This window comes from Piscinibacter sp. PDB5-1, from assembly GCF_056676035.1.
Genome location: NZ_JBWVZL010000002.1, coordinates 547,631 through 562,867, shown reverse-complemented (window position 1 = coordinate 562,867; position 15,237 = coordinate 547,631). Strand labels below are relative to the sequence as shown.

Genomic DNA, 15,237 nt, shown 5'->3' with positions numbered 1-15,237 from the left:
GTGGCGGGGGTGTGAAGCTTGGGTGACTGGGCGCCCGGGGTTGGCAGGCCCCGACGCTCAGCCCGTTCGCCCGGGGGTGTCGAAGGGCCGGCACGGTCTGGTCGGCCCTCGAACCATCACTTCTTTACGAACGCGTCGCGCGCCTTCACACCCAGGTGCGGGTGGTCGGTGAAGAAGCCGTCCATGCCGATCGACAGGAAGGCGTCGATCTGGCCGGCCAGGTTGCCGAGCTCACTCGGGGTGGCGCTGCTGTCGAACTCGTTCGGCAAGAACTGGTTCTCGGCGCGGAAGGTCCAGCCGTGCACGATCAGGCCGGCGGCGTGCGCGTCGCGCACCAGCGTCGTGGGCGTGCCGAGCGTGCCGTTCACCAACGGGATCATCAGGTTGGTGTTGGCGCCGATGCCGTCTGCGTAGGTGGCGATTTCCTTCAGGCCTTCGGGCTTGGCAAGGTCGGCGTAGGTGCGCGGGTCGCCCTTCACGACGAAGTCGTACGGCCGGCCCGCGCCGTTGAGCAACTGCACCAGCGGCAGGTGGGTCATGCGCGACAGGTCTTTCAGGTTGCCCACCTCGAACGACTGGATGAACACCGCCGCGTGCCTGCCCGCGTAGCCGTGCTGGTGCAGCGTGCGCACCAGCGGCTCTTCCATCGAGAGCTTGATGCTGTCGAAGTAGGTCGGGTGCTTGGTTTCGGGGTACACGCCGATGGGCTTGACCGCTTGGGCGGCTTTGGGGCCGCCGCGCTGGAAGGCCTCGCGCTTGCGGCGCTCGTTCGCGTCGCGCACCAGGGCCAGCACCTCGTCGAGCGTGGGCACCTCGAACATGTTGTCGAAGCGCGTGTTGGCCACGCGCAGGGCGGGCAGGCGTTCGCGGGCGCGCAGCGTCTTCAGCTCGGCCAGCGTGAAGTCTTCGGTGAACCAGCCGGTGATCGTGCTGCCGTCGATGGTCTTGGTGCGGCGGCGGTCGGCGAACTCGGGGCGTTCGTGCACGTCGGTGGTGGCTTCGCGCACCGAGCCGTCGGCGTTCAGGATGGCGATGGCGTTCTCGTGCCGCGCGACCAGCACGCCGTCTTTCGTCGGCACGAGGTCGGGCTCGACGTAGTCGGCGCCTTGTTCGATGGCCAGCCAGTAGGCGGCCAGCGTGTGCTCGGGCACGTAGCCGCTCGCGCCCCTGTGGGCGATGACAAGCGGCGCCGGGGCCTTGTCGGTGCGCGTGCGGTGTTCGTGTGCCAGGGCGGGTGTGGCAGCGCCGGCCAGGCCGGTGATCGAAGCGATCAGGGCGATGCTGACGCGCAGCGCGGGCAGGTGAATCATGCGAAGTCTCCGGTGGGTGGAGCCCTGCATTTCATCGGCGCTGTGTGAAAGCGTCGTGTCGGGCCTGGGGCCGTCAGTCGAGCGGCGACAGACCCAGCAGCGCCGGGTCGCCCCGCCCCTGGCGCACCAGCACGGGTTCATCGCCGGTGAGATCGACCACGGTGGTCGGTGCCATCGGGCAGGCCCCGGCATCGACCACGGCCTGGATCAGCTTCTCGAAGCGCTCGCGGATCTCGTGCGGGTCGTTCATCGGCTCGGTCTCGCCGGGCGGGATCAGCGTCGTCGCCAGCAGCGGCTGCCCGAACTGCGCCAGCAGTTCCTGCAGCACGCGGTGCTCGGGCACGCGCAGGCCGATGGTGCGGCGCGAGGGGTGCGACACGCGGCGCGGCACCTCTTTGGTGGCTTCGAGGATGAAGGTGAACGGCCCCGGCGTGCCCAGCTTCAGCAGTCGAAACTGCTTGTTGTCCACACGCGCATAGCTGGCCAGTTCACTCAGGTCGCGGCACAAGAGCGTGAGGTGGTGCTTGTCGTCCATGCCGCGCAGGCGGCGCAGGTGATCGACGGCGTTCTTGTCGTCGAGGTGGCAGACGAAGGCGTAGCTCGAATCGGTGGGCACCGCCGCCACACCGCCGCCGTGCAGGATTTGCGCGGCCTGCTTCAGCAGCCGCTGCTGCGGGTTTTCGGGGTGGACTTCGAAGTACTGGGACATCTCACGCGCTCACGGGGTCAGTCCGCGATGGTATCGGCGGCCACCGGCGAGGCCGGCCGGCCCTGGCGCGAGTTGAGCCAGGCGCTGGTGGCCCCGCAGGCGGCGATCACACCCATGCCGACCCAGGCCCAGCCGTCGGGCACGTAGTGAAACACCGCGAAGCTCACCGCCGCCGCTGCGGCAATCTGCACATAGACGAAGGGCATCAGCGTCGAGGTGGGCGCGAGCCCCAGCGCGAGGATGAGGAACAGGTGCCCGCTCGTGCCCAGCGCGCCGATCACGAACAGCAGGCCGATCTGAAAAGGTGTGGCGGCTGCCAGCGCGCCGGTCACGTCGATGGGTGACAGCCACAGCAGCGGCGTGAGCACCGCCGTGCCGGTGAGCCCCGTGTAGAAGTGCGTGGTGAACGGGCTTTCGAGCGCCGAGAGCTTGCTGGTCAGCACCTGGAAGCTTGCGTAGGTCAGCGCCCCCGCGAGCGGAAAGAACACCGCCCAGCCGAACAACCCGCTGCCCGGGCGGATGACGATCAGCGCGCCCACGAAGCCGCCGCACACCAGCGCCCAGCGCAGCGCCGAGACCCGCTCGTGCAGCACCGAAGCGGCCAGCAGCGTCACCACCACTGGCGTGAGCATGTTGATGGCGGTGAACTCGGCCACCGGCAGGTACTGCACGCCGAAGAAACTCATCGCGCTGGTGCCCAGCAGCAAGAGCCCCCGCACGCCCTGGAACTTGGGGTGCGCGGCGCGGAAGCTGCCGTTGCGCGCGACCAGCAGCCACACCGCCATCACGCCGGCCTGGCACACGTAGCGCACCCACATGATCAGCAGCACCGGCATGAAGGCGCCGAGGTACTTGATGGTCGTGTCCATCGTGGCGAAGCACGCCGCCATCACGACGATGAGCGCGATGCCCAGCGTCGGGCGGCTCGCCGGTCGGGAAGTGCTCACGCGGCAGGCTCAGGCAGAGGCGGCCGGGTGTGCGATGCGCGCGGCGAGCGGCTCCCACACCGGGGTCAGCTTGCCCGGCAGGGGTGGCAGCGTGCCGAGGTCGATGTGGCTTTCGTCGGGGCTGTGGAAGTCGCTGCCGCGCGAGGCGTACAGGCCGAACTCGATGGCCATGTCGGCGTACTTCACGAAGTCGGCCTGGTTGTGGCTGCCGGTGATCACCTCGACGCCCTGGCCGCCGTGACCCTTGAACTCGGTGAAGAGCGCGAACTCTTCGTTGGGCGTGAACTTGTAGCGCCCCGGGTGCGCGATGACGGCCATGCCGCCGGCATCGGTGATCCAGCGCACGGCGTCGCCGAGCGAGGCCCAGCGGTGTGGCACGAACCCGGGCTTGCCTTCGACGAGAAAGCGGCGAAAGACCTCTTGCGTGTCCGAGCACACGCCGCTTTCGACCAGGTGCCGAGCGAAGTGCGTGCGCGAGATCAGGTCGGGGTTGCCCACGTACTTGAGCGCGCCTTCGAATGCGCCCTTGATGCCCACCTGCGCCAGCCCCGCGGCCATCTCGCGCGCCCGCTCCTCGCGCCCGCCGCGTGTGGCGGCCAGGCCCTGGGCCATGCGCGGGTCGTCGATGTCGAAACCCAGGCCGACGATGTGCACCGTGATGCCGATGAAGGTGACCGAGACCTCGGTGCCAGTGAGGTAGGACATGCCCAGCGCCAGCGCCGCATCGCGCGCGCGGCGCTGGCCGCCGATCTCGTCGTGGTCGGTCAACGCCCACAGGGCGACGCCGTTGGCATGCGCGCGTTGCGCCAGCACCTCGGGGGCCAGCGTGCCATCGGAAACGGTCGAATGGCAGTGCAGGTCGGCGTTCAACCAGCCGGTGGGTTGCTGGGGGGGTGTCGCTTGGGGTGAATTCACCCGGTCGATTCTAGGGATCGGCCCTTTTGTGCGTTGTCGCGAGGGTGAAGGACGGCGGCCGTGGCGGCCACCTGCTCAGCGCGAGATGCGAATCAGCTTGCCGCTGTCGGTCAGCAGGTACACCCAGCCATCGGGCCCTTGCTTCACGTCGCGGATGCGTTCGCCCAGCTCGGCAAGCAGCCGTTCACGGCCGATCTCGCGTTCGCCATCGAGCGCGACGCGCCACAGCGCGGTGCCGGCCAGCGCGCCCAGCAGCACGCTGCCTTGCCACTCGGGAATCCGCGTGCCCGTGTAAAAGCTCATGCCGGCCGGCGCGATGGAGGTCGGCACCCAGTAGCTCACCGGCTCGACGTACTGCGGCGCGTGTGTGCCGCCGCCGATCTGGCAGTTGCTGCCCGGTGCGCCGTAGTGGCAGCCGTAGCTGCGCAGCGGCCAGCCGTAATTGCCCCCGGCGCGCGCCACATTGAGTTCGTCGCCGCCCTGCGGGCCGTGTTCGAGCACCCACAGCGCGCCACTCACCGGGTGCAGCGCCGCGCCTTGCGGGTTGCGGTGGCCGTAGCTCCAGATCTCGGGGCGGGCGTTCGCGCCGAGCGGCGGATTGCCTGCCGGCACGCTGCCATCGCGGTTGATGCGAACCACCTTGCCGAGGTGGCCGGTCAGGACTTGCGCCGGGTCGAGCAACTGGCGCTCGCCCAGCGTCACGAACAGCGTCTTGTCGCCGCGGAAGACCAGCCGCGAGCCGAAGTGGCCGCGACCGTCGGTCTTGGGCAACTGGCGAAAGATCACCTGCACGTCCTGCAGCGCGCTGCCGACCAACCGCGCACGCGCCACGGCCGTGCCGTACAGCCCGGCCTCGGTGCCGCTGCCGGGCTCGGAGTAGCTGAAGTAGATCCACGGGTTCGCCGCGAGGTCGAAGTCGGGGTCGAGCACCACGTCGAGCAAGCCGCCTTGGCCGACCGCCGCCACGGCGGGCACGTCGGCCAGCGGTGCCGACACGGTGGCGCCATCGGCCGAGGCGATGACCATCTGGCCCCCGCGCTGCGTGACGAGCATGCGGCCGTCGGGCAGGAAGGCCAGGCCCCAGGGGTTCTGGAAGCGTGCACCGAGCGTCGTGGCGTTGAGAGGACCGGTCGGGGTCGGCGGAGAAGTGGGCGAGGACGCGGGAGGCGAGCCGGCCGGCGGCGCCGAAGACCCCGGCGCCGACACCCCGGCCGAACCATCGCCGCCGCTACCGCACGCCGCCATCGCCAGGCACAGCAGCGCGATCACGGCAATGCCGCCGCAACTGGCCGTCACACGGTCGATCGACCGCCGGGCTCTGGCGCGAACGCCCGGGGTCACTGGGCGGCTGAAGTCATGTGTCATCGGGCATCCTCGCTGCGACGCGACGAGCAAGGCCTCGTCTGCGGCTGCGAAGATTCTGGGTCGGGCCCCAATTCCGCAGTGACAGTGTGTGTCGCGACCCGCTGTCGGACGCGACCTACGCCCGCCGCCGAACGCTCAGCCCGCGGCCTCGACCACCATCTGCACGCGCTGCTGGCCGTTGTATTCGTCCACGCGCAGCTGATAGCTGAGTGTCACGCGCGTGGGCACCGGCTCGCTGTGGCCGAACCAGATCGCGTCGCGCACCTGGCCCTGGTGGCGCACCGCGAGCTTCAGGTGCTTTTCACCCACCAGCCGCTGCGAGACCACCTCGACCTCGTCGCTGAACACCGGCGCCTCGAACGACTGGCCCCACACCTGCGCGTCGAGCGAACGCGCCGTTTCGGCGTTGAAGTATTCGACCGGCAAGGGCCCGTCGGTGAGCAGCGTGCGCGACAGCGTGGCCGCGTCGAGCCACTCGGTGGCCACCTGCCGGAAGGCCGCCTCGAAGGTGTCGAAGTCTTCTTCGGCCAGCGTGCAGCCGGCCGCCATGGCGTGGCCGCCGAATTTCTTCAGGACACCGGGGTGACGTTTGCTCACCAGATCGAGCGCGTCGCGCAGGTGAAAACCCGCGATCGACCGGCCCGAGCCCTTGAGAAAACCGTCTTGCCCGAGCGCGAACACGAAGGTCGGCCGGTGCACGCGGTCTTTCAGGCGCGAGGCCACGATGCCCACCACGCCCTCGTGAAAGTCAGAGTCGTAGATCGCCAGGGCGGCCGGCGGCTCGCCCTCGGGCATCAGCAGGTCGAGCATGGCCTCGGCCTGCTCGCGCATGCCCGACTCGACTTCGCGCCGTTCGCGGTTGATGGTGTCGAGCATCTGGGCCAGCTCGGCCGCGCGCGTGGTGTCGTCGGTCAGCAGGCATTCGATGCCGAGCGACATGTCGGACAAGCGCCCCGCGGCGTTGATGCGGGGCCCGAGGGCAAAGCCGAAGTCGAAGCCGCAGGCGCGCGTGGGGTCGCGCCCGGCGGCGCTGAAGAGCGCGGCCACGCCCGGGTGCATCTTGCCGGCGCGGATGCGCTTGAGCCCCTGCGCCACCAGGCGGCGGTTGTTGGGGTCGAGCTTCACCACGTCGGCCACCGTGCCCAGCGCCACCAGGTCGAGCAAGGCGTCGAGCCGGGGCTGCGTGTCGGCGGTGAACATGCCGCGTGCGCGCAATTCGCTGCGCAGCGCGAGCAGCACGTAGAACATCACGCCGACACCGGCGAGGTTCTTGCTCTCGAAGCCGCAGTCGGGCTGGTTGGGGTTCACGATCACCGTGGCCTCGGGCAGCACGATGGTGTCGCCTTCTTTGGCGGGCAGGTGGTGGTCGGTCACGACGACGTCGAGCCCCTTGGCACGCGCATGCGCCACGCCGGCGACGCTGGCGATGCCGTTGTCCACGGTCACCAGCACGTCGGGGCGCTGTTCGAGGGCGAGGTCCACGATGGCCGGCGTGAGGCCGTAGCCATGCACCGCGCGGTCGGGCACCACGTAGCACAGCGTGCCGGGCTTCGCGCCCAGCAACGCCAGGCCGCGCAAGGCCACGGTGCAGGCGGTGGCGCCGTCGCAGTCGTAGTCGGCGACCACGCACAGGCGTTTGCCGGCGGTGAGGGCGTCGGCCAGAAAGCGCGCCGCCTCGGCCGCGCCGCGCAGGCCCGAGGGCGGCAGCAGGCGCTGCAGGCCGTCGTCGAGCTCGTCGTGGCTGCGCACGCCGCGCGCGGCGAACAGTCGCGCCAGCAGCGGGTGCACGCCGGCCTGTTCGAGCGCCCACACGGCGCGCGGCGGGGCGTCGCGCCGGGCGATCTTGGGGGCGGTGCTCACAGGGCCTCCAGCAGGGGCAACGGCGAGGTGCTGCTGAAGCGCTGACCCAGGCGCGACCACAGGCTGCGTGGCGCCGGCTCGAAGCGCTGTGCGAAGCGTTCGCCGCACAGCGTGAGCGACACCGCTTCGCCGTCTTGCGCGCGTTGCAGCCATTCGGCGATGGGCCCGGCGTCGAGCGCGTGCCAAGCGTTCACCCAGGCCACCGGGTTCTCGGCCAGCAGTGGGGCGACCAGCCGTGCATCGATGGTCAGGGTGTCGGCTTGGGTTTCGGGCTGTGCCCGGCCGCAACCGCTGAGCCAGAACGAGTTCACCGGCAAGGCGCCCAGGCCCACGCGCTGGTCGTTCAGGGGTTGCTGGTACAGCAGCATCTGCACTTCGTTTTGCAACCGGCGCAACAGCTTGGCCTGCGGGTGCGAGGGCATCCACAGGTCGATGTTGCGGCCGATCACGCGGTCGAGCGAGGCGCAGGGCAGGCCGTCGAGCGAGTCGTGCGCGACATGCCAGCGGTCGGGCGCACCCCAGGCGAGCGTCCAGCCCTCGCTTTCGAACAGCGGGCGGATCGCCTCGAAGAACGCGCTCGATTCATACGCGGTCAGGTACAGCGTGCGTGGGTCGGCCAGGCTGATGTGCTCGGCCGCCACGTGCCAGTGCACCGGCGTCATCAGGCCCCAGGCCTTGTCGCCGACCGCGACGCCGTCTTTCACCGCGAGCCGCGCGGCCCAGGGCAGGCAGCCGTCGTCGCCCTGCCAGCCCAGGTGCTGGGCGGCGGCGCGCTCGTGCGGCGGGGTGAGGGTGTATTCGTCGATGCCCAGCCGCTCGGTGGGCGCCAGCCGCGCCAGCAGCTTGCCCAGCCGGGGCAGCTTCAACTCGTGAAGTGCGCGCTTCGCGCCTTCGGACAGCGCGGAAGCGAAGGGGATGAGCAGGTGCATGGGGCGCGATTATCTGCGGCGGGTCGCCGCCCCTTCGGTTCACCGCCGGTGTGAGAAGCAACGCTTCGTAGCGGCGGTGCGCGCCGCGCTTCAGCGCTTGGCCTTTGGGGATGGTGTCGCCGCCTTCTTGCTGAACAGCTTGCTCTCGGTGCCGGCGATCAGCTTCTGGATGTTGGCGCTGTGGCGCCAGATCAAGAGCGCGCTCATCACGACGATGGCGGCGGTGGTCGGGTTGCCGCCCCAGATGAGCAGTTGGTAGAAGGGCGCGAACACGGCAGCCACCAGCGCGGCCAGTGACGAGTAGCGGAAGAACGCGGCGATCAGGATCCACGTGAGCAGCGTCGCCAGGCCCAGCCAGGGGTTGAAGGCCAGCAGCACGCCGGCGGCCGTCGCCACGCCCTTGCCGCCCTGGAAGCGGAAGAACACCGGCCACAGGTGACCGAGGAAGGCCGCCAGCCCGACCAGCGCGACGGTGCCGTCTTCGAGGCCGTGGCGTTCGCCGAACAGCAGCACCAGCAGCACCGGCACGTAGCCCTTGAGCGCGTCGAACACCAGCGTGAGGATCGCCGCCGTCTTGTTGCCCGAGCGCAGCACGTTGGTGGCGCCGGGGTTGCCCGAACCGTAGCTGCGCGGGTCGCTCAGGCCCATCAGGCGGCTGACGATGACCGCGAACGACAACGAACCGATCAGGTACGCGACGACGGTCGCGGCGAGGGAGAGCAGGGTGGAGGTCATGTCAGCGCAACGAACGGGCGGGTGTGCAGGCCGCGGACCGGACCGCAGCGGGGGCCGTCATTCTGCCCCGGCGCACTGCACGGCCGTCGCGCCCACGAGCGTGGGCAAGAGCTTCGGGTCGATGCCGACCAGGTAGCCGCGCCGCCCGCCGTTGATGTAGATCGTGGGCAGGTCGAGCACGGTCGCCTCGACGTACACCGGCATGGCCTTCTTCGTGCCGAAGGGCGAGGTGCCGCCGACCATGTAGCCGCTGTGGCGCTGCGCGACCTCGGGCTTGCAAGGCGAGACCTTCTTCACGCCGATCTGCCGGGCGAGGTTCTTGGTGCTCACCTGCTTGTCGCCATGCATCAGCACGATCAGCGGCTTGGCCGATTCGTCTTCCATCACCAGCGTCTTGACGACGGCGTGCTCGTCCACGCCCAGTTGCTTGGCCGACTCGGCCGTGCCGCCGTGGTCCACGTAGTCGTAGATGTGTTCGGTGTAGGCCACCTTTTGCTGTTTCAGGAACTGCGTGGCCGGGGTTTCGGAGACGTGGTCTTTGCGTGCCATCTGGATTGGCTGGTTGGTGGGCGGTGGAGGCGGGTGATGGATTTTTCAACGCAAAGGCGCAAAGGCGCAAAGGCGCAAAGACGCCAAGGACGCAAAAAATTCAGGCGCTCTTGGCGTGCTTTGCGTTCTTTGCGCCTTTGCGTTGACAAGAGCGCCATCGACCTCCGGCGCCTTCGAAGCGCGGCAGAGTCACTGCGCCGGGTCGCGGTGCATCCAGCGGATGCCGTCGATTTCTTTCAGCAGTTCGTCGGACAAGGTCGTGCCCCAGGCGTCGAGGTTCTCGTCGAGCTGGGCTTTCGTCGTCACGCCGATGATGGTGCTCGCCACGCGCCAGCTCGTGTAGCAGAAGGCGAGCGCCATGCGCGTGGGGGTCAGGCCGTGGGTGCGTGCAAGCTGGTTGTAGAGCTGCGCGATCTGCAGCGCTTCGGGGCGGGCCCAGCGCTGCTTCTTCATCGAGTCGAACATCGCCAGGCGGCCCTGGCCCGGCGGGTGGCCGGCGCCGAGGTCGTCGTATTTGCCGGTCAGCGCGCCGAAGCCGAGCGGCGAGTACGCGAGCAGCGACACCTGCGTGCGGTGCAGCGCCTCGTCGAGCCCGTTGTCCACCGCGCGGCTGGTCAGCGCGTACGGGTTCTGCACGGTGGCCACGCGCGGCAGGCCGTGCGCGTCGGCCAGGCGCACGAACTCGCACAGGCCCCAGGGCGATTCGTTCGACAGGCCCACGTGGCGCACCTTGCCGGCCTTCACCAGCTCGGCCAGCGCTTCGAGCTGTTCATGGATCGAGGTCTGCTCGCGGTCGTACTTGGGGTCGAAGTACAGCGCGCCGAAGGTCGGCACGTTGCGGGTCGGCCAGTGGATTTGATAGAGGTCGATGCGGTCGGTGCGCAGACGCTTCAGGCTGTCGTCGCAGGCTTGCAGGATGTCTTCCTTGCTGACGTCGGCCTTGCCGTTGCGGATCCACGGCATGTTGCGCGAGGGCCCGGCCACCTTGGTGGCGAGCACCACCTTCTCTCGCATGCCGGGGCGCGCGGCCAGCCAGCTGCCGATGATGCGTTCGGTGGCGCCGTAGGTCTCTGCGCGGGCGGGCACCGCGTACATCTCAGCGGTGTCGATGAAGTTGACGCCGCGTGTGATCGCGTGGTCGAGCAGTGCGTGGGCGGTGGCTTCATCGACCTGCTGGCCGAAGGTCATGGTGCCCAGGCAGATGGGGGTGACGCGCAGGTCGCTGCGACCGAGTGAAACGAGTTGCATGGCGAGCGGGCTGAAGACGGGGAGCGGCGAGTGTGCCGCAAGCCCCGCCGTTCAGGCGTCCGCTCGGCGACGCGGTGGCGTCGCCGGAAGGGTCAGTCCGTGCCTTCCGGGAAGACGATCATCGCCCGTGTGTGCTTCTTGCTGCCCACGACGAGCGGCTTGCTCTTGCGCGTCTCGCCATTGAGCGAGGCTTCGACGCGGTAGGTTCCGGGCGGCACCTTGGCCAGCACGAAGGGGCCGTCGGCCTTGGTTTCGAGCACCAGCTTGCCGGCCTTGTCGAACACCTTCACGTCTGCGTCGGCGGTGAACTCGCTCTTGGCGCCGTTCTTCTGGTAGATCTCGATGCCCAGCGGGTAGTCGTCGCGTGCTTCCTTGATGGCGGGCAGCTGCTCGTAGTTGACGCCACCGCTGATGAAGCGCACGTTGCCGTAGGTCTGCTCTTCAGGCAGGGCGTACAGGTCGGGGGCCTGCCACTCGCTGCCCGAGGTCGGCAGCGGTGCTGGCAACGGCGACACGGGTTCGGTGGCGGGGGCCTGGGGTGTCGGCGAGGGCTCGACATTCGCCGGCTCCATCGTCGAGGGGATGGGGTTCTGCGGCTGGGCGTCCATCTCTGGATTCGCGGCCGCCTGGGCCCACGCCCCGCCTGACACCATCAGTGCAGCCAACGTGGCCGCCAGCTTGTTCCTGGTGAAGGTCATGGCAACTCCTTTCGAAAGGTTGAGAAAGGCCAGTAGACGCCTTTCGACGTCCCTGTGGCAGTTGCCGTTCCCGCGGTGCGCAAGGAACCGGGGATGTCCTACAGCGGCGCGCGAGGCGGCGGAAGCCTTCACTTCCGCCGCAGCCCGGCGCCGCGTCTTTCAGCCCAGGTTCACCGGCACGAAGATGCGTTCGCCGCCGCGTTCCACCAGCAAGGCCACGCTCTTGGGCTTGCTCTTCAGCACGCCACGCACCTGGTCGATCGAGGTCACCGGCTTGCCGTTGATCGCCAGCAGCACGTCGCCCGGAGCGATGCCCGCACGCTCGGCCGCGCCGCTCACGTCTTCGACCACCAGGCCCTGGTCGATGCGCGCGCCGCGCCGCTCTTCAGGCGACAGCGGCCGCAGCGCCAGGCCCAGTTGCACACCCGACTCGGGGCTGGATGCGTCGGCCTGCCGGGTCTCGGCCTCTTCGGCGCCGCCGAGCTTGGCCTCGATCTCGCGGGCCGACTGGTCGCGCCAGACTTTCAGCTTGACCTTCTCGCCCGGCGTCGAAAGCCCGATGCGGCTCGACAGCGAGCCCGAGCGCTCGATGGGCTCCCCGTTGACTTCGAGGATCACGTCGCCGGCTTTCAGCCCGGCCGCCGCGGCGGCGCTGTTGGGCGACACGCGCGAGACCAGGGCGCCATCAGCACGCGGCAGTCCGAACGATTCGGCCAGGCTCTGGTTCAGGTCCTGCACCACCACGCCCAGGCGGGCGTGCGAGGCGCGACCAGTGGCGACGATCTGGTCCTTGATCTTCAAGGCTACGTCGATCGGGATGGCGAAGCTCAGGCCCTGGAAGCCGCCTGTCTGCGAGTAGATCTGCGCATTGATGCCGATGACCGAGCCGCTGCCGTCGAACAGCGGGCCGCCCGAGTTGCCAGGGTTCACTGCCGCGTCGGTCTGGACGAAGGGCACGACCGCATCGCCCGGCAGCGAGCGGCCCTTGGCGCTGACGATGCCTTGCGTGGCCGTCTGCTCGAAGCCATAGGGCGAGCCGATGGCCAGCACCGGGTCGCCGACTTCGAGCCGCTTCGGGTCGCCCAGGCGCACGGTCGGCAGGCCCTTGGCTTCGATGCGCAGCACGGCCACGTCGGTCGCGGGGTCGCTGCCCAGCACCTTGGCCGAGAACTCGCGCCGGTCGCTCAGCTTCACGCTGACCTCTTTTGCATCACGCACCACGTGCGCGTTGGTCAGGATCAAACCATCGCTGCTGATGATGAAGCCCGAGCCCTGGCCGCGAAACGGCTGCGAGGGGGCCCCGCCGCGCGGCGCCCCGGGCAGCCCGCGGAAGAACTGGAAGAACGGGTCGTTCTCGAAGCCCGGTGGCAAGGCCTGGCGCTGTGCCGAGGTCTTGTGCGTGCCCTCGACCGTCACGCCGACCACCGCCGGCCCGCCTTGCGCCACGATGGCGCGGTAGTTGGGCACGGTGCCCTGGGCCGGAATGGGCGCCACCGGCACGACGGTCGGCGCGGCAGGCGTGGCGGTGCCTGCGGTTGCCTTGGGCGACGCTGCGGCCACGGTCGCCGGCGGCGTCACCGCCGGGGCGGAGGTCGCGGCGGGCTCTTTGCCGCCCAGCCAGGCCGGCAGGCCGATCGCGCCGGCCGTGCCCATCGCCGCGACCCCCGCGCCGAGAAGGGCCGCTGCCAGGTTGTTCAGTTTCATCGTCGCTCTCCTGCTTGGGTTTCTGTGGGTGTGGACGCCACGGGCGGAAGGCTTCCGCTTGCCGGGATCGTGCGCGCGCAGGTTTAGGGTTGGGTGAGGCCAGCGTTAAGCCAAGGTGAAGCCACGCGACCCCTGTCATGCAAGGGTGGGCCCGGGTGGGGCCGCTGAAGATTTGGGATAAAGTTCCCAAATCATGGATGCTCCCGTTGCCCAACAACCTGCCTTGAAGCGCGCGCTGGCGCTGATCCTGCGGCCGCTGTTCCGGCTGCTGCTTCGGCATGGCGTGTCGTTCGGTGCGTTCGAAGAGCTGTCCAAACGCATCTACCTCGATGTGGCGATGGAGGAATTCAGCCTGCCGGGCCGCAAGCCGTCGATCTCGCGGGCGAGCATCCTGTCGGGCCTGACGCGCAAAGAGGTGCAGCGGCTGCTGGCGCTGTCGATCGAAGACTTCACCGACGGCGCTGACCGCTACCACCGCGGCACCCGCGTTCTCACCGGCTGGGCCCGCGACCCCGATTTCATCGACGCCAAGGGCCAGCCGCGCCTGCTCGAGATGGACGGCGACCTCGGCTTCGCCGGCCTCGTGAAACGCCACAGCGGCGACATGCCGGCGCGTGCCGTGCTCAACGAACTGCTGCACGTCGGCGCGGTCAACGCCATCGACGACGGGCGGCTGCGCTTGGTCACCCACGCCTACGTGCCCAAGGCGAGCCTGAACGAGAAGATCGGCATCCTCGGCACCGACGTGGGCGACCTCATCGCCACCATCGACCACAACCTTGAACACGGGCACGACGACCCGCGCTTCCAGCGCAAGGTCATGTACCAGAGCATTCCGGTCGCCGCGCTGCCGGCCTTTCGCAAGCTGAGCGCGGCCCAGTCGCAAGAGCTGCTCGAAAAGCTCGATGCCTGGCTCGCCGCGCACGACACCGACATTCCTGCCGAAGGCCACGAGCCCCGTGCCCGTGTGGGCCTCGGCATCTACTACTTTGAAGATCGAACCGCCCCCAACGGCGGAGAAGGGGACACGCCATGAAGATCCATCTCATGAACCTCAAGACCCTGTGCCTGCTCGCGTTTCTGCTTGCCGTGATCCTGATTGCCGGCTGCGGCGGCGGGGGCGGTGGCGGCATCGGCGGCACGGGTTCGCCCACCGGCACGCTGAGCGTGTCGGTCACCGACGCGCCGGCCTGCGGTTTCGATGAAGTCAACGTCACCATCGAGAAAGTGCGGGTGCACCAGAGCAGCACCGCCGAAGACGGTGAGGACGGCTGGTACGAGATCACCCTGGCCACGCCGCTGCGCGTGGACCTGCTCTCGCTGACCAATGGCGTCTTGCAGCACCTGGGCCAGACCGAGTTGCCGGCCGGCCGCTACACGCAGATCCGCCTGGTGCTTGCGCCCAACACCGGCGGCAACCCGTTTGCCAACTCGGTGGTGCCCACCGGCGGCAGCGAAACCGCGCTGCACACGCCGAGCGGCCAGCAGTCGGGCTTGAAGCTCAACGCCAACATCGACGTGCCGGCCGGCCAGGTGCTCGACATCGCGCTCGACTTCGATGCCTGCAAGTCGGTCGTGCAGCGCGGCAATGGCCAGTACAACCTGAAGCCCGTGCTGCGCGTGCTGCCGGTGCTGGCCGACGCCGGCCTGCGGGTCACGGGCTATCTGGACCCGGCCCTGGCGTCGATCGGCGCGCAGGTTTCGCTGCAGCTCAACGGCATGCCGGTGCGCGCCACGGCGCCCGACACGACGGGCCGCTTCGCGCTGACCCAGGTGCCCGTGGGCACCTACAACCTGGTCGTCACCGCCCCGGGCCGTGTGAGCGCCATCGTCACCGGCGTGCCGGTGCTGAGCGGCACGCCCACGGCGCTGACCACCGCGCTGCAGGCTTTCAACCTGCCCGTCGCCACGACGCGCACCGTCACCGGCACGGTGTCGCCGGCCACCGCGACCGTGCGCGCGCTGCAAACGCTCAACGGCGGCCCCGTCGTCGAGGTGGGTTGGGCCCCGGTGACGGCGGTCGATGGCAGCTTCAGCGTCGCGCTGCCCATCGAGGCGCCGGTGCGCGCCTCGTACGTGGCGGGTTCGGCACCGGCGCTGCTGGCCGACCCGACGGCTGCCGGCCGCTACACGCTTGAGGCCCACTCGGCCGGGGCGACCCTGACGCGAGACATCAACGTGACGGCCGCCGTGCCGCCGGTGAGCATCACCTTCCCGTGACGGGTTGACCGGGCACGCGGCCCCCGCCGCCGGCCCCCCGACTTCGCA

Annotated in this window: 14 protein-coding genes; 2 read left to right on the top strand and 12 right to left on the bottom strand. The window is 69.4% G+C overall.

Translation table 11 applies throughout. The features are described from left to right. Nucleotides 1-116: 116 nt before the first annotated feature. The 12 genes from AC1KAT_RS09940 to AC1KAT_RS09885 form a co-directional block, all read right to left on the bottom strand. A complete protein-coding gene (locus AC1KAT_RS09940) occupies nt 117-1,310 on the bottom strand; it encodes a glycerophosphodiester phosphodiesterase (protein ID WP_480325327.1) in 1,194 nt (397 codons plus the stop codon). Nucleotides 1,311-1,383: 73 nt separating this feature from the next. After that, the gene (locus AC1KAT_RS09935; RefSeq protein WP_480325325.1) at nt 1,384-2,019 is read right to left on the bottom strand and encodes an L-threonylcarbamoyladenylate synthase; all 636 of its coding nucleotides are present in this window, start codon (nt 2,017-2,019) and stop codon (nt 1,384-1,386) included. Nucleotides 2,020-2,036: 17 nt separating this feature from the next. Beyond that, nucleotides 2,037-2,966 (bottom strand): DMT family transporter, encoded by a 930-nt coding sequence (locus AC1KAT_RS09930; protein ID WP_480325323.1) that lies wholly within the window; start codon nt 2,964-2,966, stop codon nt 2,037-2,039. A 9-nt stretch (nt 2,967-2,975) separates the two neighbouring features. Beyond that, nucleotides 2,976-3,881, bottom strand: a complete 906-nt coding sequence (locus AC1KAT_RS09925; protein ID WP_480325321.1) for a 3',5'-nucleoside bisphosphate phosphatase — start codon at nt 3,879-3,881, stop codon at nt 2,976-2,978. Between the two features lie 75 nt (nt 3,882-3,956). After that, nucleotides 3,957-5,246: a PQQ-dependent sugar dehydrogenase gene (locus tag AC1KAT_RS09920; protein ID WP_480325319.1), complete on the bottom strand. Its 1,290-nt coding sequence runs from the start codon at nt 5,244-5,246 to the stop codon at nt 3,957-3,959. Between the two features lie 135 nt (nt 5,247-5,381). After that, on the bottom strand, nt 5,382-7,106 hold the full coding sequence (gene recJ, locus AC1KAT_RS09915) for a single-stranded-DNA-specific exonuclease RecJ (RefSeq protein WP_480325317.1): 1,725 nt from the start codon (nt 7,104-7,106) through the stop codon (nt 5,382-5,384). Continuing rightward, nucleotides 7,103-8,035 carry a hypothetical protein gene (locus tag AC1KAT_RS09910; RefSeq protein WP_480325315.1) on the bottom strand — a complete coding sequence of 311 codons (933 nt, stop codon included), beginning with the start codon at nt 8,033-8,035 and terminating at the stop codon, nt 7,103-7,105. The genes recJ and AC1KAT_RS09910 overlap by 4 nt, the downstream gene beginning before the upstream one ends. A gap of 90 nt (nt 8,036-8,125) precedes the next feature. Next, a complete protein-coding gene (gene plsY, locus AC1KAT_RS09905) occupies nt 8,126-8,770 on the bottom strand; it encodes a glycerol-3-phosphate 1-O-acyltransferase PlsY (protein WP_480325313.1) in 645 nt (214 codons plus the stop codon). Between the two features lie 57 nt (nt 8,771-8,827). Next, nucleotides 8,828-9,319, bottom strand: a complete 492-nt coding sequence (gene ybaK, locus AC1KAT_RS09900) for a Cys-tRNA(Pro) deacylase (protein WP_480325311.1) — start codon at nt 9,317-9,319, stop codon at nt 8,828-8,830. 189 nt (nt 9,320-9,508) lie between these two features. Beyond that, on the bottom strand, nt 9,509-10,567 hold the full coding sequence (locus AC1KAT_RS09895; RefSeq protein ID WP_480325309.1) for an aldo/keto reductase: 1,059 nt from the start codon (nt 10,565-10,567) through the stop codon (nt 9,509-9,511). A gap of 92 nt (nt 10,568-10,659) precedes the next feature. After that, on the bottom strand, nt 10,660-11,265 hold the full coding sequence (locus AC1KAT_RS09890) for a carboxypeptidase-like regulatory domain-containing protein (RefSeq protein WP_480325306.1): 606 nt from the start codon (nt 11,263-11,265) through the stop codon (nt 10,660-10,662). A 159-nt stretch (nt 11,266-11,424) separates the two neighbouring features. After that, the gene (locus AC1KAT_RS09885) at nt 11,425-12,969 is read right to left on the bottom strand and encodes a Do family serine endopeptidase (RefSeq protein WP_480325304.1); all 1,545 of its coding nucleotides are present in this window, start codon (nt 12,967-12,969) and stop codon (nt 11,425-11,427) included. 193 nt (nt 12,970-13,162) lie between these two features. On the opposite strand from AC1KAT_RS09885, the gene AC1KAT_RS09880 reads away from it, so the two are divergent. Together AC1KAT_RS09880 and AC1KAT_RS09875 are read left to right on the top strand one after the other, a co-directional pair. After that, nucleotides 13,163-14,005, top strand: coding sequence for a DUF6502 family protein (locus AC1KAT_RS09880; protein ID WP_480325302.1), 843 nt, complete (start codon nt 13,163-13,165; stop codon nt 14,003-14,005). Then, nucleotides 14,002-15,189 carry a DUF4382 domain-containing protein gene (locus AC1KAT_RS09875; protein ID WP_480325300.1) on the top strand — a complete coding sequence of 396 codons (1,188 nt, stop codon included), beginning with the start codon at nt 14,002-14,004 and terminating at the stop codon, nt 15,187-15,189. Before AC1KAT_RS09880 ends, AC1KAT_RS09875 begins: the two co-directional genes overlap by 4 nt. Nucleotides 15,190-15,237 lie beyond the last annotated feature (48 nt).